Below are 19,306 nucleotides of genomic sequence, written 5' to 3'. Positions count from 1 at the left end.
TCAACTTCCGCTATACCCCCTTTTATCATTCCCATAATTTATGCATCTTCACCGTTGATATATCATTCAGTTTATTTAATCCCAACAAAAAAAACACACCACAATTAAAAGTGTGATGTGTTTTAACATATTTCTTATTTTTCCATCCAGTTTGTATGGAAAATTCCTTCTTTATCAAGACGCTCATATGTGTGTGCACCGAAATAGTCACGTTGCGCTTGTAATAAGTTTGCTGGTAAAGTTGCTGTACGGTAGCTATCAAAGTATGATAATGCTGCTGCAAAGCTTGGTACAGGAATACCGTTTAAGACAGCACCAGAAATTACTTCACGTAATGCTGCTTGATAGTTTTCAGTGATTTCACTGAAGTATGGATCCAATAATAGGTTTTTCAATTCTGGATCACGGTCATATGCATCTTTAATTTTTTGTAAGAATTGAGCACGAATAATACAACCACCACGGAAAATCATAGCGATTTCTCCATAGTTTAAGTTCCAATCGTATTCGTCAGATGCTTCTCTCATTTGTGCAAAACCTTGTGCATATGAAACAATCTTACTTAAGTAAAGTGCTTTACGAACAGATTCGATATATGCTGCTTTATCGCCTGTAAATGGTTTGATTTCTGGACCTGTAAGTACTTTACTTGCTTTTACACGTTCGTCTTTCATTGCTGAAATAAAACGAGCAAATACAGATTCTGTAATCATTGGAAGTGGAACACCTAAATCTAGGGCACTTTGGCTTGTCCATTTACCAGTTCCTTTTTGACCAGCAGTATCTAAAATTAGATCTACTAAAGGCTTACCTGTTTCTTCATCTATTTTAGTGAAGATGTCTGCAGTAATTTCGATTAGGTAGCTATCAAGCTCGCCTTTATTCCATTCTGCAAATACTTCATGAAGTTCTTGCGCTTCTAATCCTAGAACATGCTTCATGATAAAGTATGCTTCACAGATTAATTGCATATCTCCATACTCTATACCGTTGTGGACCATTTTAACATAATGGCCAGCACCATCTGGACCGATATAAGTAGTACAAGGCTCATCATTAACTTTTGCAGAGATATCACGGAAAATAGGAGCAACTAATTCATATGCTTCTTTTTGACCACCAGGCATGATAGAAGGACCTTTTAAAGCGCCTTCTTCTCCACCAGAAACGCCTGTACCAATAAAGTGAATACCAAGTTCACTTAATTCTTTGTTACGTCTTTGTGTATCTTTAAAGAATGTGTTACCACCATCGATAACAATATCCCCTTTATCTAATAAAGGTTTTAATTGCTCGATTGTAGCATCTGTAGCTGGACCTGCTTTTACCATTAACATAATTTTACGTGGAACTTCTAAAGATTGTACAAATTCTTCTAACGTATATGTTCCAACAATATTCTTGCCTTCTGATTCTTTAAGCATTTCTTCTGTTTTTTCTTTTGAACGGTTGAAAACGGAAACAGTATATCCTCTGCTTTCGATGTTCATCGCAAGGTTTTTACCCATGACCGCTAAACCGATTACACCAAATTGCTGTTTTGTCATTTTTTCCTAACGTCCCTTCTAAACTATGTATCCTTTATAGTAGAATTCACTTAACTTTAGCAAGATTTTTTAAGTTATGCAACTAAAATGCAACTACTTTTCCGGTTTATTTCAAAAAAAATTTTTTATTGAAAATAACCGTACTAAAATTTCTTTCCTTGTAGAAAATCTTTATTGAAGCTAGTCAGTGTACCGATATTTTCTTCCTTTTTTGAAATATTATTTCTTTCAGATGCTGGTTCGATTATGGATGAGCCATATTTTTCTTTTAGCTTATCAATAGCAGTCCAGAGGGGTTCTTTTTCTGCGTCCTTTTCAAAAGAAAAGAGATCCAGTTGTTTTACTACAATATTATTGTCTATTAAATCTCCTGCTGTTATTCCGAGTAAGCGGACTGGATTTCCATCCCATGCTGAAATAAAAATCTCTTTGCTTAATTGATGTATCTCTTCTTCTGTTTTAATTGGATTTGCTAATTTTTTGCTTTTGGAATAATTTTTACGGTTTCCGTAACGAATCGTGACAGTAACATGATTAGCATGCACATGTTTTCTTTTCATACGCGTAGCAACTTTATTTGCTAGTGTTTCCAAAACTTGAAATAATTCTTGTTGATTCTTTACATCACGAGGCAAAGTAGTAGAATTCCCAATGCTTTTAAATTCATTAGCTGCTTCCGGATCGACTGCCCGGTTATCTTCTCCATTGGCTCTTTCCTTTAAGCGAATACCATTAATGCCTATGGTTGCTTTTAGTGGAATGGATTGAGCCATCGCCAAATCTTGAATGGTTTGGATACCAATTGCCCTTAGTTTTTCCCCTGTTTTTTTTCCTATACCATGCATTTCTTCTACTTCCATTGGCCAAAGGATTTGTGGAATGTCCCGCTTTCTTAAAATGGTGATACCCATCGGTTTTTTTAGATCAGATGCCGTTTTGGCGAGAAATTTATTTGGAGCAATCCCAATACTGCATGGTAAATCTAAGCGTTCATAAATTCGTTTCTGGATTGTTTTTGCAATGTAAATCGGGGTTCCTAACTCATGACAATTCGTAATATCAACATAGCCTTCGTCGATGGAAACTGGCTCAACGATATCCGAAAATTCATGGAGAATTTGAAACATGGCAAGGGATGCCGTTCGATAACGATCAAAATTTGGAGGTAAAACGATTAAATCCGGGCATTTCTTTTTTGCTTCCCATAAAGGCATGGTTGTTTTTACTCCGAATTTTCTTGCTTCATAGCTACAAGTGACGATTATACCTCTGCGCTCTTTTTCATTCCCTGCAATTGCCAGTGGTTTCCCCTTTAACTGTGGATTATAGGCCATTTCTACAGATGCATAAAAACTGTTCATATCTACATGTAGTATAACTCGTCCCTTTTTTGGATAAAATTCTTTCATCTTACCTTCACCATTCTTTTGATCATTATAGATTAATTAATACATTTATTCTTCTGGAAGAAATTAAGCAGGCTGATTTTTCATATAGTCTTTAATTTCTCTTACCCCATCTAATGTTTCAATCAAAATAGTAGGGTCCAACATCAAAACCAAACGTTTTTCTAAATTAAGAACTCCTGTTATATATTCTGTTTTCTGATATGCAGAGATTCCCACCTCTTTAATAACCTCTTCTTTAATATCAATGATTTCCTTCGCGTCATGGACAATCATGGCAAAAGAAATATCCTCTGTTCTCACTACAATTAATTTATTTGTTTCATTTTCTTCTGTCCTTTGATTATATAATACCATCTGTAAATCAATAACAGGAATGAGCTCGTCTCTTACTTTTCTTATCCCTTTCACAAAGGAAGGCAATTGAGGAACAGGTGTAATTTGTTCTTCTTTCTCAATCGATATCACATAAGAAACATCTATTGAATATTCGCCGCTAGCAACTTTAAAAATAACAACCTTCTTCTCTTCCATCTATATTCCCCCAAAATTAGTATGTACAGTAGTATTTTCCTATAAAAATATTTTCCTCTGTTTTCTAAATAAATGCAAGTAAAATAGAAACATTTGTTTCGATAAATATACAAAAAAAAGAGTGAATCCTAAATTAGGACACACCCTTACATAACCTTGATTATTTACCTGTTACTTCTTCAATAATAGCTAGTACCATCTCAGCCAATTTATTCAATTCTTCAATTGGCATCTTTTCATTTGTTGTATGAATATCTTCATATCCTACCGCAAGATTAACTGTAGGAATGCCAAAACCGCAGATTACGTTGGCATCACTACCTCCGCCGCTTTGTTGTAATTCACAGCTTCTGCCAATTTTTGCAGCGGCTTTTTTAGCCACTTCCACGACATGGTCACCTTCACCGAATTTAAAACCTGGATACATTATATCCACTTCTACAATAGCTTCTCCACCCATTTCTTTAGCAGCTGACTCAAATGCATCCTTCATCTTAGCAACTTGTGCAAGCATTTTATCTTCTACTAATGAGCGTGCTTCTGCAAGAATATCTACATGGTCGCAAACGATATTTGTTTGTTTTCCTCCAGCGAAACTGCCGATATTGGCTGTTGTTTCTTTGTCTATACGACCTAAAGGCATTTTTGCTACCGCTTTAGAAGCAATGGTAATAGCAGAAACTCCCTTTTCAGGTGCCACGCCTGCATGAGCTGTTTTCCCTAGAATCGTTGCTTTGACTTTTGCTTGTGTTGGTGCAGCTACAACGATATTTCCTACTTTACCATCACTATCTAATGCGTAGCCGTATTTTGCTTGAATTAATTTTGGATCAAGTGCTTTCGCTCCTAATAATCCAGATTCTTCTCCTACTGTGATGATAAATTGAATGGTTCCATGAGGAATATTATTTTCTTTAATTACAGTAAGTATTTCAAGCATAACAGATAAACCAGTTTTATCATCTGCCCCAAGTATTGTCGTGCCATCTGTTACTATGTATCCATCTTTAATGGACGGTTTTACTCCAACTCCAGGAACTACTGTATCCATATGAGAGGTGAAGTAAATCGGATCAACATTTTCCTTTGTTGCCGGCAGTGTACAGATTAAATTACCTGCACCGTGACCTGTAATCGCAGTAGTATCATCCTCGAATACTTCTAAACCTAGCTCTTCAAATTTCTTTTTTAATACAATACTAATTTCTTTTTCAAACTTTGTTTCCGAATCAATTTGTACTAGTTCTAAAAATTGATTTAATAAACGCTCTTGATTAATCATTTTTTGTTCCTCCAAAAATTAGTGACATTATTAGTATACGCTTATAAAAATAGAACATCAAATGAAAATCACAGGGATAATTATTTTGATTTTCATGTAGATATGAAAATTTCGGACGGAATATCTACCTTTATTTTTAAGAAAAGATCTGTATTTTTAAAGAGGCTGGGACAAATCTAAATAACTAATCTTTAAAGACGAACAATCTCTAATTTAGCTCTTAAATAAAGCTACTTTTTCATATTAGTTATTTATGGTTTTAAATATATTCAAGTGTAAAAACTAAGTCGTTCCATTGCGCTACAGACGGTCGATGCGCCGGGGAGGAAACTGAGCCTCCCTCTAGAAATGTTGGAATATCAACCTTTAAAGCCGTTTTATGGCTCCTCGCTGCGAGGGCACTGAAAAACTGATAGCTATTGATGATTGGCCGTAACTGCCTTTTAAACTTAGATGTGTAAATTGTTTTCCGAGGTGCCCACATGACTCATTGGGGCGAGCGCCGAGCCGCTTCACAGCTCACGCTCCTGCAGGGTCTCGGACTTTCTCGCTGTTCCCATAGGAGTCAAGCGGTCACCTCTCCAAACCAACTTAATATTCGCTTTCAAATAAATAAATTCTTATTTAATTTGGAGATACTATACTTTTTCAGTGCCCTCCTCGCTGCGCTGCGGGGTCTCAGCCTTTCCTCTATTTCCCGCAGGAGTCGACCGTCCTCCGCTCCATTTCAGTTCATTTTTAAACCTCTTTCTAAAATATAAATACGAACGATCATGTAAACTTACCACATAATCGTTCGTATTTATTGTTAACTGAAATGTTTATGTCCCAGCCTCTTACCTTAAAAAAATTCCCTAATCAAAATTCCATATGTTTATAGTTGTACCATTCTTCTATTCTTAGTAAAATAGACAGTAAGAATGGTTAGACTATGGAGGATTCTATGAAGAAACGAAAAAATAGATTACAAAAGATTGTTGTATATTTAATGATCTTTATTATGCTAGCATCTACACTGTTAATCGGAATTGGAATGTTATTTTAACCGAAGACTATCTTACTAATGGAAGAACTAAGCAGTCTGAATACACGTAAACTCCTATGGGAGCTGCGAGAAAGGGAATACCCCTAAAGCCGAGAAGGCTAAAGCGCAGCCCCATGGTAAGCGAAATGTATTCAGACTGCGGGTAATACAACAAACTTTTTTTGAAAGCTTCTTGCCAAAAACAAAAACAGTTCGTGTTTATTACTACCTGAAACGATGTTGTCCCAGCTCCTTTTTTATTCATGAATAGCCCCATACTCTTTTGCTAATTCCTCAAAGCTTTTATCTGACCTTGTTATTAGAACTTTGGTTCCTAATGGTATTAAATCATAAATCGATTCTACTGCCTCATTTTGCATACGGACACAGCCATTGGACACATAATTTCCAATAGTGCCTGGATTATTAGTTCCATGAATACCATATATTCTTCCATCTGTATTCTTCGCATCAAAACCAATCCACCGTGTTCCCAAAGGATTATCTTCATGTCCGCCAGCGATATTTTTTTTGCGATAATACGGTTCTACTGCTTTAACTGTAATGGTAAATAAGCCATCTGGTGTTAAGTCTTCTGTTTTTCCTGTCGATACACTAATAATAGTTTGAACTCTATTTTCATCTATTATGGATAATTGATTGGTTTTTTTGTTTATAATAACAAAAGAATCTCCTGGTAAAGGGTTTTGCCCTAATGGCCATATAGGTGAGACAGTTAGGAAAATAGAAAGAATAAGTTTCAGCATACAATCACACTCGCTTTTTTTCTTAGTGTATGTGGATGCTTATTCTTTATACGATAAGGAATCGTAATCCTAATAGGATTCATTCAGCTTCACTGAGTACGAAAAAGATTCCTTCATCCTAGAGACGAAGAAATCTAATTGTATTCAATATTATAGCATTTTTTCCAAAAATTCTTTTGCGCGTTCTGTTTTTGGATTGGTGAAAAACTCTGCTGGCGGTGCATCCTCTACTACAACTCCACCATCAAGGAATAATACTCTGTTTGCCGCTTCTCTCGCAAAGCCCATTTCATGTGTCACAATTAGCATGGTAATGCCTGTATTTGCAAGTGATTTCATTACCTCAAGCACTTCTTTTACCATTTCAGGATCCAAAGCTGACGTTGGTTCATCAAATAAGATTACTTCTGGATTCATTGCAAGAGCACGTGCAATAGCGACCCTTTGCTTTTGTCCCCCAGATAAACGGCTAGGATAAACAGCTGCTTTATCAGCAAGGCCAACTTTAGCAAGAAGTTCTTTACCCATTTTTTCCGCTTCTCCCTTACTTAATCCCTTCACTTTAATCGGTGCATATGTTACGTTTTGCAAAACCGTTTTATGTGGGAAAAGATGAAAATGTTGAAATACCATCCCCACATTTTCTCTCATTTTTTTTATGTTTGTGTTTTTTGTCGTAATATCCGTCCCATCAATGATTACTTTTCCTTCTGTAGGCACTTCAAGCAAGTTTATACAGCGAAGAAAAGTAGATTTCCCTGAACCAGAAGGACCGATTATGGTCACTACTTCCCCTTTTTTGACCTGTGTATTAATCCCTTTTAAAACTTGAAGGGAGCCATAGGATTTATGCAAATTTTCAACATTAATCACTTCTTCTCATTCTCCTTTCAACGGCTTTTGCCAATGTAGTCAACATCATTACTAATACATAGTAGATAAGACCTGCTAGAATCATTGGCTCCAAATATGCATATTTTTCTCCACCCATAATATAGGCCCTACGCATAATATCTGTTACACCAATTACCGTTACAACCGCTGACTCTTTTGTTAAAGAAACAGCTTCATTGATTAATGCCGGAAAAATATTTTTTAAAGCCTGTGGCAAGATTAAGTCAAACATTGCTTGTCTAGGTGAGACACCTAATGCCATGGCTGCCTCTTTCTGTCCACGATCAACTGCTAAAATTCCAGCTCGAATAATCTCAGAAATATAAGCAGCTGAATTTAAGCCAAAGGAAAGAATCGCAGCAACCGAGGGTTCTATTTGTATCCCAGTTAATTGCGGAACCCCAAAATAGATAATCATTAATTGCAAAACAAGTGGCGTCCCTCTGAATACAGATGTATAAATAGCAGCTATCCAGCTTAATACTGGAATCTTACTTAGTTTAAATATCGAAAGTATAATCCCTAAAACAAATCCAATAATTCCAGCTACAATAACAATTTGCAATGTTACTGTTACTCCCTTCAGTAAATAAGGAAGCGATGGAATAAATTGTTGGAAATCCAAGCCCATTAATATCTCAATCCTTTCATAAAAAACAGGGTGTCTTCTATCTATTTAGCTTAAAAACAAGAAAACGTTTAGGGCAAACTTGCCCTAAACTGTCCCCGACTTTCACTTCTCAATTAGTTATCAAACCATTTAACAATTAACTCATCAATTTCTCCGCTATCTTGCATTTTCTTTAATTCATCATTGAACTTACTTGTTAATTCACTGCCCTTTGGAAATGCAATCGCAGAACCTGCATCCTGATTAGCTTCTTTTGCAGGGAAGGATGTTAATGTATCCTCTTTATTTAAATAGCCAGTAGCAACAACATCTTCGATAATTGCAGCATCAAATCTTCCAGCTTTAATCTCTTGAATTAGTTGCGGGATTCGGTCACGATTTTCGACAGTAATCTTTACTGTTTCAGCAATTTCATTTGCTGCATCCTCTTGAATGGAACCTAATTGTACCCCAACTTTTTTTCCTTCAAGGTCTTGCACTGTTTTAATATTGCTATCTTTTGTCGTTATAACTAAATCTTTTGATGTGTAATATACATCACTAAAATCAACGTTTTCAGCTCTTTCTGGTGTTGGAGACATACCCGATAGTACTAAATCTACTTTTCCAGATTGCAAAGCAGAAATTAATCCGCTAAAGTCCATATCTTTAACTTGGATTTCATACCCAAGTTTTTCGCCTAATGCATTAGCTAAATCAATATCAAAACCGATAATGTCATCACTTTTTGCTGTATCAATATATTCAAATGGCGCATAGTCAGCTGAAGTTCCCATGACAAGTACCTTTTTATCAGAAGATCCACTATCACTATTTGAACTGTTTTCATCAGTAGAGGTTCCACAAGCGCTTAAAACAACTACGATTGATAACAGCATTAATGTTAATAATTTTTTCATTATTTATTATCCCCCTATACTTTCTAATGCTTCTATTCTCTATTAATATTGCTTATTTGTTGCAAATTATAAGATAATCTTTCATTTATATTCATGCAACAATATGAATTTTAACACATACTTATAAATATTCAATACAATTTATACAAATTCAATAAATGAAATACTATTCTGAAAAAATTTAATTTTTAAATAAATATAGTTATATTTTTTTGAAAATTCTTTTTTCTCACAAAACGAAACCATGGACATAATCGCTCTTTATGTTGATTAGCTACTTAATATGTAGTTTTTTCTCTTACATGCCCGAATTTTTGCATCAAAAAAAGCTCAGATACCTGAGCTTTTTGAGCAAATATACAATTCTTATTTAACTTCTTCACAGTATTCTTCAAATGCAGTTTGTAGTTTTTCTACTACTTGCATAGGATCATGACCTTCGATTTCATGGCGCTCCACCATCTTCACAAGTTCGCCGTCTTTCATTAATGCAAAAGAAGGAGAGGATGGAGGAAAACCAGTAAAATAGGAACGAGCTTGTTCTGTTGCTTCTTTATCCTGTCCTGCAAATACAGTTACTAATTGATCTGGTCTTTTTTTATAATGTAACGAGTAGCTTGCAGCTGGTCTAGCAATTCCACCAGCACATCCACATACAGAGTTCACCATCACAAGAGTCGTACCTTTTTGGGATAATGCTTCATCTACTGCTTCTTTTGTCGTTAATTCTTGATACCCAGCTTCTACTATTTCTTGTCGTGCTTGACGGACAACATCATTCATGAATAAGTTAAAGTCAATATTCATCGTTTCGCTCCCTTTTATGAAATATTTTTCTTCCTACATTATTATAAAAAAAGTACTTATTTTCAATATATATGTTTGTATTAGCTGTATTCACCATTTTACGGAACTGATTTTTCCCATTTCTTAATAGATCGGTGTTGTTTCCTCTGATGTTGTTTCTAGTATTTCTTTAATTCTTTGTAAAAACCTTCCACAAACAAGTCCATCTAATACTCGATGGTCTAATGACATGCATAAATTCACCATATCTGAGATAGCGATCATATTCTCTTTAATTACAGGTCTTTTCACAATGGATTCCACTTGAAGGATTGCGGCTTGTGGATGATTGATAATTCCCATTGACTGAATAGATCCAAATGACCCCGTGTTATTGACAGTAAATGTGCCATCTTGCATTTCATCAATAGTAAGCTTACCCGTTCTCGCTTTGTTGGCAAGTTCTGTAATCTCTCTTGCAATTCCTTTAATTGATTTTTCGTCAGCGTTTTTTATAACAGGAACAAATAACGCACCTTCTGTTGCTACAGCTATGGAGATATTAATATCTTTTTTCTGAATGATTTTGTCTCCAGCCCAAGTAGAATTAATTTCTGGGAATTCTTTTAATGCACGGGCAACTGCTTTCACAAAAAAGGCAAAGAATGTTAAGTTATAGCCTTCTTCTTTCTTAAAGGAATCTTTTACTTTATTTCTATATTGGACAAGCTTTGTTACATCGACTTCTATCATTGTCCAAGCATGAGGAATTTCATGCTTACTTTTTACCATATTACTTGCAATTGCTTTCCTAACTCCAGTAATCGGCAACTCCTTGTCTCCCGCTTTTGTTTGAATACTACTATGTACAACCGCTTCTTTAGGGGGAGTTACTGCAACATTTACAGGTGCTTTTTCTTCTTCTTTTACCTGTGGAACGCCGTCGCTTATCGCTTTTTGAACATCTTTTCTAGTAATTCTTCCACCTGCGCCTGTTCCCTTTAATAGCGCTAAATCAATTCCAGCTTCCTGAGATAAACGTAATACAGCTGGTGAATATCTAGTTTTTTGACTCGTGTCAGCTTGAATAGATATATCCGCTTCTTTTTTTACTGTCTTCTCTTCCTGAGACTGTTCTTCCTGTGATTTATCCCCTTCTACTTCAATGGTACATATTACTTCGCCTACATCAAGGGTTTGCCCTTCTTCAGCAATTAATTCTTTAATCTTTCCAGAAAAAGAAGAAGGAATTTCTGCATTTACTTTATCTGTCATAACTTCAGCAAGAGGATCATATTTGTTAACGACATCCCCTACAGCTATAAGCCAATTGCTTATCGTACCTTCTGTAACACTTTCTCCTAGTTTAGGCATGGTAATTTTCTCGATTGGCATCTGTTTTCACTCCTTCTTATGCGACTTAAAATTCTGCTAGCTTTCTCATTTCTGTTTCTACTTTTTCTGGCGTAATTAAAAAGAATTTTTCCATCGTTGGGGCATATGGCATCGCTGGAACATCTTCTCCCGCTAATCGCATAATTGGTGCATCTAAATCAAACAAACAGTTTTCGGCAATAATAGCTGCAACTTCACTAATCACACTGCCCTCTTTGTTGTCTTCTGTTATTAAAAGGACTTTTCCTGTTTTCGAGGCAGCTTCCATAATTGCTTCCTTATCTAGTGGATAAACGGTTCGTAAATCTAAAACATGGGCAGAAATCCCGTCCTCTGCCAATTTTTCAGCAGCCTGTAGGGCAAAATGAACACATAAACCATACGTGATTACAGTTATATCTTCCCCTTCTCGTTTTATATCTGCCTTACCAATCGGCAGCACATAATCTTCAGCGGGAACAAACCCTTTTATTAGTCTGTAAGCACGTTTGTGTTCAAAGAATAACACAGGATCTGGATCTTGAATGGCCGCCTTTAATAAACCTTTAACATCATATGGAGTAGATGGCATGACGATTTTCAAACCAGGAGTATTAGCAAACATCGCTTCTACCGATTGAGAATGATAAAGTGCTCCATGAATGCCACCTCCATAAGGAGCACGAATGACAATAGGACAAGTCCAGTCATTATTGGAACGATATCTAACTTTTGCTGCTTCTGAGACAATTTGGTTGACAGCAGGCATAATAAAATCAGCGAATTGCATCTCTGCGATAGGCTTTAAGCCGTACATTGCTGCTCCAATCCCTACCCCTGCGATAGCTGATTCAGCTAAAGGAGCATCAATTACTCTTTCTGCGCCAAATTGTTCGTAAAGACCTGTTGTAGCTTTAAAAACTCCCCCTTTTACCCCTACATCTTCGCCAAGGATAAATACTTTGTCATCTTTCTCCATTTCTTCTCGAATGGCTTGAGTTACTGCATCTATATAGGATATTACTGGCATCTACATTTCCCCCTTATTCACCATACACAAATTTAAGTGTATCTTCTGGTTGTGCATATGGCGCCTTTTCAGCATAATCCGTTGCTTCATTTATTTCTTCCGTGATCTTTTTATTTAAGCTTTGATCTAATTCTTCTGTTAATATTCCAGTCGACATTAAATAAGCTCTAAATGTAAATAGTGGATCTTTTCCTTTTGCTTCTGTTACTTCTTCTTTTGCACGATAGCTACTATCATCATCATCAGAAGAATGTGGGGTTAAACGGTACGAAACAGTTTCAATAAGAGTTGGCCCTTCTCCTCTTCTTGCGCGATCCACCGCCTCTTTTGTGACACGATATACTTCAATTGGATCATTTCCATCCACTGTGTATCCTGGCATTCCATAGCCAATTGCTCGATCGGAAACATTTGCACACCCTAATTGCTTTTCGATTGGGACAGAAATAGCATATTTATTATTTTCGCATAGAAAAATAACAGGTAGTTTATGCACACCAGCAAAGTTTGCTCCTTCATGGAAGTCTCCTTGATTCGAAGATCCTTCCCCAAAGCTGACAAAGGTAACAATATCTTTCTTCTCTATTTTACCGGCTAATGCAATGCCAACTGCATGTGGTACTTGCGTAGTGACCGGGGAAGAACCTGTGACAATACGATTTTTCTTTTGACCGAAGTGTCCAGGCATTTGTCTTCCTCCTGAGTTTGGATCTTCTGCTTTTGCAAAGCCTGATAGCATAATATCCTTCGTTGTCATCCCAAAAGTTAGCACAACCCCTAAATCACGATAATATGGCAGCATATAATCTTTATCACGGTCAAAAGCAAAAGCTGCTCCTACTTGTGCCGCTTCTTGGCCTTGACAAGAAATAACAAATGGAATTTTTCCTGCTCGATTTAATAACCACATTCTTTCATCAATTCTTCTAGCTAAAAGCATCTGCTCATACATAGCCAATACTTGGTCGTCTGTTAAACCAGCTTCTAAATGGCGATTATGGACCATAGTCATTTTATTACCTCCTAATGGAATCAATTTTTGCCTTTATTATTTTCTTTCCCTTTACTTGTTTAGCTTTTTTATTTAGCCATGAATTGCTTTACCTTCTACTGCAAGCGCTGCCTCTCCAATTGCTTCTGACAGTGTCGGATGTGGATGAATCGTATTTCCAATTTCCCAAGCTGTTGCATCGAGCACTTTTGCAAGAGCTCCTTCTGCGATCAAGTCAGTAGCATGTGTACCGATAATGTGAACTCCTAATAAATCTTCTGAATTTTTATCTGAGATTATTTTTACAAATCCATCTTGCTCCCCGTAGATAAGTGCTTTTCCAATTGCTTTAAAGGAGAATTTGCCTTTTTTAATCGAATATCCAAGCGCAATTGCCTCTTCTTCTGTATAACCTACACTAGCTATTTCTGGACTAGTATAGATGCATTTAGAAACTGTTTTATAGTCTATAGGATGTGGCTTTTGCCCGGCAATATGTTCAACGGCAATTATTCCTTCATGTGAGGCTACATGTGCCAGTTGCAATCCTCCAATACAATCGCCAATTGCGTAAATATGCGATTCCTTTGTTTGATAGTATTTATTTGTTTCAATTACGTTATTAGAAACTGCAATTTCTGTATTTTCCAGACCAATTCCTTCTACATTTCCAATACGTCCAACAGATACAAGCAGTTTTTCTCCTTCAAACGTCTGTATATCGCCATTTTTTTCTGCTTGGATAGTTACATTAGATGGATTCTTCTGGACGGTGTCTGCTAAAACCTTGGCACCTGTAACTATCTTGATCCCTTTTTTCTTTAGGATTCTCTGTAATTCTTTACTTATTTCCTTATCTTCTGTTGGCACCAATCGATCACTATATTCTAAAATAGTTACTTTCACATCAAAATCTGAAAGCATAGAAGCCCATTCAACTCCTATTACTCCTCCGCCCACAATAATAATGGATTTAGGAAGATCTTCCATTTGTAATGCTTCCTCCGAACTAATGACAGTCGAACCATCAATCTCTAATCCTGGTAAGGTTTTCGGTCTAGATCCTGTTGCAATGATTACATTTTTCGGAAGCAACATTTCATTTTCTTCTCCATTATTCATTTCAACTGAGATCGTTCCCGGCATCGGTGAAAAAATAGATGGTCCCATTATTCTGCCGTTTCCTTCATAAACATCAATTTTCCCTTTTTTCATTAAATATTGCACACCACTATGCAACTGGCTTATGATGGTTGATTTTCTTTCTTGCACTCGATTAAAGTCCAATCGGATATCTGATGTAATAATCCCAAATTCCTCACTTTTTTTCGTTGTCGCATAAACTTCCGCACTTCTTAATAGTGCTTTACTTGGAATGCAACCATTATGTAAACATGTTCCACCTAATTTACCTTTTTCTACCACTGCTGTTTTTAAACCTAATTGGGAGGCACGAATTGCTGCTACATAGCCGCCTGTTCCACCACCTAGAATGACAAGATCATACTCTTTTGCCATTTTTTCACACCCCTTTACTTTCATACTCTTTTACTAATTCTTCCTTGCGTAATACTCGGAGTACTCCCTGTGCCAATGACTGTCGCTCATTTTCGCCTGGATATACCATTATATCTGCAATCCAATTAACACGTTCCATAATTAATTTTACAAATAAATTACTGTATGCAAGCTCACCTGTTAAGATAATGGCGTCTACTTCCCCTAATAGCACTGTACTTACACTGCCGATTTCCTTAGCGACTTGGTATGCTAGCGCTTCAATAATGTGATAACTTGGATTATCACCCTTTTTTAGTTCTTCTTCTATATCTAGTGATCCTCTACTTGGTTTATCGATATAAGCCATTATCCCTGAATGGTATAGTAATTCTTGCTTCATTTCTTCGTAGGTAAATTTTCCTGAATAACATAAATCAACTAAATCACCATGTGGTAGTGTTCCAGAACGTTCGATACTAAAAGGCCCTTCCCCATTCAATCCATTATTAACATCGATTACTCTTCCGTTCGAATGTGCTCCAATTGTAATCCCATCGCCAAGATGTGCAATGATTAATTGAACATCCTCATACTTTTTGCCAAGCTCCATCGCCGCACGTCTTCCTGTTGCTTTATGATTAAGGGCATGGAATATACTTTTTCTTGTAATTTTCGGGTAACCAGAAATCTTAGCGATATCGGCCATTTCATCCACAACAACTGGATCTACTATATAGGAGGGAATCTCGAAATGCTCGCCAATTTCATAAGCGATAAGTGCTCCCAGATTAGAAGGATGTTCTCCTCTTGTTTGTTCAAGCAATTCTTTACGCATAGCAGCATTTACCAAATAGGTTCCGCCATCGATGGGCTTAAGTAAACCGCCTCTTCCACAAACAGCAGCTAATTTCGAAAGGTTGATTCCTTTATTTACTAGATAAGACAAAATTTCATCTGCTCTAAATTTATATTGAGAAGCAACAGAAGGAAATTCCGCTAACTTATCAGAATCATGAGATAAATCGTCTATTATTAGCGGAACCTCGTTTTCATAGAGGGCAATTTCTGTTACTAATGACCTCGGGTTTATTACCAATATGCGAAATTTACTCATTTTAAAAACCTCTTATTAAAAATTAATTTAAATGATACTTATCCAACTTATAATACAAATTGCGGACAGATAACCCTAATGTTTTTGCCGTCAACGTTTTATTCCCGTCTAATTTCTTCAAGGTTTTTTCTATAATAACCGTCTCGTATTTTTCGACTAGCTCAGATAGTGTTTGATTATCTTCATCGATTTCCTCATGGCTATCTATTTTTGATTCTGCACTCGTTTGCGAAAGAATAAGATGCTCCGCTTTAAGCACAGTATCTTCTTCTTTTGCTCTTATTACAGCTAGTTGTAAGATTGCCTTTAATTCGTGGACATTAGTAGAGTAAGAATAAGCTTCTAATGCTTTTTGGGCATCTAATTCAATCTCTCTTATCCACCTTCCGCTTTCTTTATTTAGTTCTAAAAGAAAATGCTTTGCTAATGGATAAATATCCTCCTTACGCTCGCTTAAAGGAGGTAAGTATATATGCGATTTCATTAGCTCGTCATAGAGTTCTTCTAAAAACATTCCTGCCATTAATGCTTTTTCTAGTTTGATAGGAGATGAAACAATAAGGCGAAGGGACGATTGTTTCTCTTCCTTCCCATCCTTTTTCATCATTTCTAGAAGCAAAGTTTGCTCCTCCATCGACAAACAAGTAACATTTTCTAAGTAAACCGTCCCTTTAGCGTTACCGTTATTTTTACTTAAAAGTTCTATTAATTGTTCTCTGTTTCTCTTTGGATGTATACATTTAAACAAATGAAACTTATTTTCACTCCAATTGTGAATAGTATTAGCAAGCATAAACTTTCCAGTTCCTTCTTCCCCTCTAATAAATAGTACACGTTTGCTTGCTCCTATTAGCTTGGCCTGCTCAAGTGCAAATTTCATAGAAGATGATTGATAAATAAAGTCCTCAAATTGGTAACTTTGCTCTAGCCTGCGTATAATCGTTTTAGTTTGTTGAAGTTCCCTTTTTAACTGAACTATTTCCGTATTATTGTTAATACTTTGCAGACAGCCTTTTAAGATTCCATCTACGATAATTGGTGTACTTTTTATGATAAGACTGTAAGAGTCCGTATTTATCGAAATTTCCGCATCCCGTCTTGTTCGGAAGACTTCTTCTCTATTCTTGATAATTAAGTTGTGTGCTTTTTTCTGATTAAGTACTGAAAGTAACTCTTCATATGACGAATTTTGCATGATGATATGACCAAGATCATCGACTACTGCAAATGCTTCTGCATTTTTTTGCAAAATCAATGTAAGCAATACTCGGATGCTGTTATCATCAAACCATTCTCTTTTTTGATTGGCTTCTTGTAGTACCGCCAATGCACCTATAACTTGATTTCCCTCGTTTTTTAGCGGATAACGAGAAATTAAAAGATTATCCTTATCAGATATAGCAAATATTTTCTGTTCTTCTTTTCTTTTAGTATGTAATACTCTCATCATCCCACTAGTAGGAATAATCGATAATATATGTTGATCTATTTGAAGATGATAGTGTCCCTTTATCATTCTTTCTGCACTTTTGTTGAAATAACAGATGACTCCGCGATTATCCACTAGAATAATCCCTTCCTTCATTTCATCAAATAGGGCATAAGAGGTTGTCTGTATAGTTCGATCAATCATTAGTACACTTCCTATCTGTTCATCCGTGCAATTTATTTCATATCTATACTATACCTATCTCTCTGTTATTATGCAATTTTTTTCCCATTTTCTTTTATTTCTGAAAAAAAGATTTATTTGAATATACTATTGGTTGCAAATTTGTGGAGAAATGAGTTGGTGAAGGAGATAACCTAATAGTCGTTATTTAGGGATTATTTAGGCTATTATCTAAAAAAAAAGGCTCTCCTCCCTCTCTCTAACAAATTGAAGATAGGTTGGAAAACCATCATTCTTTAAGGCAACGTTAATAATTCACGTGCAAGAATCGGCTCATCTGTTATTATTGCTGAGATTCCTTCATTTATTAGTGCTCTCATCGCTTTAGGACTATTCACTGTATATGCTCTAACTTTGATATTTTTTTCTATTGAGGATTGTATTATCTCTTGGTTAATGCGTTTGTAATTAGGATGAAACCCTTTGGCACCTATAGCATTTGCATATATCCAAGGCTGATATATTCCATCTGACAACAAAGGGGCTGTTTCAATTTCAGGTGCAATTCGATAACTATGTACGAGGCTATAATGATTAAACGAGGAAAAGATAATCCGTTTTTCAAAACCATATTTGCGAATAAGCTCAATTGTTTTTTCTTCCATCCCTTTATATGGAATCTTATTATTTTTCATTTCAATATTACAAGTTATCGTATTGTCTTGCATCCAATCGAATAACTCAATTAATGTGGGAATAGCTTCTTTCCCAATATGCTTGAATCGATGTCCTGCATTTAATGATCGTAAACCTTTATAACTTAATTCTTGCACATATCCTAATCCATTTGTTGTTCGATCAACTTTTTCGTCATGAATAATAACAACTTCCCCATCTTTTGTCATTTGAATATCAATTTCTATTCCATCAGCCTTTGCTTTTTCAGCTTCTTCAAAAGCTTTCATGGTATTCTCTGGATATTGGGAAGAATAGCCTCGGTGTGCAAATATTTTCGTCATGAAATCACTTCCTTATGTAGAACTCTTTCGCTACTGCTTTATAAATGATGAAAAAAACAGGCTCTAACATAAGTCAGAGCCTGTATCGGTTTTTGTTAAATTAGTTTTTTACTACGTTAGCAGCTTGAGGTCCGCGTTGACCTTCTTCTATGTCAAAAGAAACTTCTTGACCTTCATCTAATGTTTTGAAACCTTCTGTTTGAATAGCGCTGAAATGTACGAATACATCTTGTCCTTCAGCTGTTTCGATGAAACCAAATCCTTTTTCTGCGTTAAACCATTTTACTTTACCTGTAGCCATTTCTTGTTTCCTCCTATGTGCTTTATGCACAAATGTATTACTATCCTTGCTCGTAGTAAAAAATAAAGAAATATGTAAATCTCAACTATTTTCTAGAGAACAAAAATAAGTCTTCTTTATAGTAACAGGTTAATCAACAGAAAGCAAATCTTCCGATGATAATTTTTCAATTTTTTAAAACAAATTCCTTTTTATGGTTTTTAATTCCTAACAATTTTATCAATTTCACCTTTATAATTTATTCAGTTAGCAATTAGATGAGCAGACAGTTAATATTAATGAGAGGTTTTGTGTGCAGTCTTTTTGAGATTGTCAATATCTCCTGTTCCACTTTTAAATAGGACTAAGATTAGCTTTTGACTCTGCTTATAAGATGCTACAGTCTTGCTTTGACAGGAAAAAATAAATCATCTGCATGAAATTGTAGTTCTGTTAACTTCACTCTGTACATCTTCATCTCCAACAAAAACAAAACCCAACAAATCAAAATGATTTATTGGGTGAGAAGGTAAAAATTTATTGGCTTAAATCCGCAAAAAAAGTTGTTTTTCAAAGAATTGGTTGGATTAGCAATAACCAAAAACCCTTTATTCTA

Annotated in this window: 18 protein-coding genes; 1 reads left to right on the top strand and 17 read right to left on the bottom strand. The window is 35.8% G+C overall.

All coding sequences use genetic code 11. The features are described from left to right. Positions 1-134 precede the first annotated feature (134 nt). From gndA to ACTQ5K_RS04675, 4 genes are all read right to left on the bottom strand, one after another. Entirely contained in the window at positions 135-1,547 is a 1,413-nt protein-coding gene (gene gndA / locus ACTQ5K_RS04690) for an NADP-dependent phosphogluconate dehydrogenase (protein WP_048717795.1), read from the bottom strand. 143 nt (positions 1,548-1,690) lie between these two features. Beyond that, the gene (locus ACTQ5K_RS04685; protein ID WP_349205120.1) at positions 1,691-2,956 is read right to left on the bottom strand and encodes a DNA polymerase IV; all 1,266 of its coding nucleotides are present in this window, start codon (positions 2,954-2,956) and stop codon (positions 1,691-1,693) included. Between the two features lie 63 nt (positions 2,957-3,019). Next, complete coding sequence (locus ACTQ5K_RS04680) at positions 3,020-3,487, bottom strand: chemotaxis protein CheW (RefSeq protein WP_048717790.1); 468 nt, start codon at positions 3,485-3,487, stop codon at positions 3,020-3,022. 160 nt (positions 3,488-3,647) lie between these two features. Beyond that, complete coding sequence (locus ACTQ5K_RS04675) at positions 3,648-4,769, bottom strand: tripeptidase T (RefSeq protein ID WP_048717788.1); 1,122 nt, start codon at positions 4,767-4,769, stop codon at positions 3,648-3,650. Between the two features lie 943 nt (positions 4,770-5,712). Here ACTQ5K_RS04675 and prli42 point away from each other — a divergent pair. Then, a complete protein-coding gene (gene prli42, locus ACTQ5K_RS04670; RefSeq protein WP_152910842.1) occupies positions 5,713-5,814 on the top strand; it encodes a stressosome-associated protein Prli42 in 102 nt (33 codons plus the stop codon). Between the two features lie 236 nt (positions 5,815-6,050). On the opposite strand, the gene ACTQ5K_RS04665 is transcribed toward prli42, so the two are convergent. From ACTQ5K_RS04665 to ACTQ5K_RS04605, 13 genes are all read right to left on the bottom strand, one after another. Next, positions 6,051-6,560, bottom strand: coding sequence for a L,D-transpeptidase (locus ACTQ5K_RS04665; RefSeq protein ID WP_031535202.1), 510 nt, complete (start codon positions 6,558-6,560; stop codon positions 6,051-6,053). Positions 6,561-6,710: 150 nt separating this feature from the next. Beyond that, entirely contained in the window at positions 6,711-7,433 is a 723-nt protein-coding gene (locus tag ACTQ5K_RS04660; protein ID WP_031535204.1) for an amino acid ABC transporter ATP-binding protein, read from the bottom strand. Then, a complete protein-coding gene (locus ACTQ5K_RS04655; RefSeq protein ID WP_031535205.1) occupies positions 7,426-8,085 on the bottom strand; it encodes an amino acid ABC transporter permease in 660 nt (219 codons plus the stop codon). The genes ACTQ5K_RS04660 and ACTQ5K_RS04655 overlap by 8 nt, the downstream gene beginning before the upstream one ends. A gap of 113 nt (positions 8,086-8,198) precedes the next feature. Beyond that, positions 8,199-8,984: a transporter substrate-binding domain-containing protein gene (locus ACTQ5K_RS04650; RefSeq protein ID WP_031535207.1), complete on the bottom strand. Its 786-nt coding sequence runs from the start codon at positions 8,982-8,984 to the stop codon at positions 8,199-8,201. Positions 8,985-9,350: 366 nt separating this feature from the next. Continuing rightward, on the bottom strand, positions 9,351-9,791 hold the full coding sequence (locus ACTQ5K_RS04645; RefSeq protein WP_031535210.1) for a BrxA/BrxB family bacilliredoxin: 441 nt from the start codon (positions 9,789-9,791) through the stop codon (positions 9,351-9,353). 123 nt (positions 9,792-9,914) lie between these two features. Then, the gene (locus tag ACTQ5K_RS04640; protein WP_031535212.1) at positions 9,915-11,165 is read right to left on the bottom strand and encodes a dihydrolipoamide acetyltransferase family protein; all 1,251 of its coding nucleotides are present in this window, start codon (positions 11,163-11,165) and stop codon (positions 9,915-9,917) included. A gap of 25 nt (positions 11,166-11,190) precedes the next feature. Then, a complete protein-coding gene (locus ACTQ5K_RS04635) occupies positions 11,191-12,174 on the bottom strand; it encodes an alpha-ketoacid dehydrogenase subunit beta (RefSeq protein WP_031535214.1) in 984 nt (327 codons plus the stop codon). Positions 12,175-12,187: 13 nt separating this feature from the next. Then, positions 12,188-13,180, bottom strand: coding sequence for a thiamine pyrophosphate-dependent dehydrogenase E1 component subunit alpha (locus ACTQ5K_RS04630; RefSeq protein WP_441993763.1), 993 nt, complete (start codon positions 13,178-13,180; stop codon positions 12,188-12,190). Between the two features lie 78 nt (positions 13,181-13,258). Continuing rightward, the gene (gene lpdA / locus ACTQ5K_RS04625) at positions 13,259-14,683 is read right to left on the bottom strand and encodes a dihydrolipoyl dehydrogenase (protein ID WP_441993761.1); all 1,425 of its coding nucleotides are present in this window, start codon (positions 14,681-14,683) and stop codon (positions 13,259-13,261) included. Between the two features lie 4 nt (positions 14,684-14,687). Next, a complete protein-coding gene (gene buk / locus ACTQ5K_RS04620; protein WP_441993760.1) occupies positions 14,688-15,779 on the bottom strand; it encodes a butyrate kinase in 1,092 nt (363 codons plus the stop codon). Between the two features lie 22 nt (positions 15,780-15,801). Next, positions 15,802-17,412: a sigma 54-interacting transcriptional regulator gene (locus tag ACTQ5K_RS04615; protein WP_441993759.1), complete on the bottom strand. Its 1,611-nt coding sequence runs from the start codon at positions 17,410-17,412 to the stop codon at positions 15,802-15,804. Between the two features lie 275 nt (positions 17,413-17,687). Next, positions 17,688-18,410: a glycerophosphodiester phosphodiesterase gene (locus ACTQ5K_RS04610; RefSeq protein ID WP_031535224.1), complete on the bottom strand. Its 723-nt coding sequence runs from the start codon at positions 18,408-18,410 to the stop codon at positions 17,688-17,690. A gap of 100 nt (positions 18,411-18,510) precedes the next feature. Then, a complete protein-coding gene (locus tag ACTQ5K_RS04605) occupies positions 18,511-18,711 on the bottom strand; it encodes a cold-shock protein (RefSeq protein ID WP_016203255.1) in 201 nt (66 codons plus the stop codon). Positions 18,712-19,306 lie beyond the last annotated feature (595 nt).

The sequence above is a fragment of the Niallia sp. Sow4_A1 genome (genome assembly GCF_052116745.1).
GTDB lineage: Bacteria > Bacillota > Bacilli > Bacillales > Cytobacillaceae > Niallia > Niallia hominis.
Note: the sequence above shows the minus strand (reverse complement) of the source record. Positions and strands in the feature narration are given on the sequence as shown.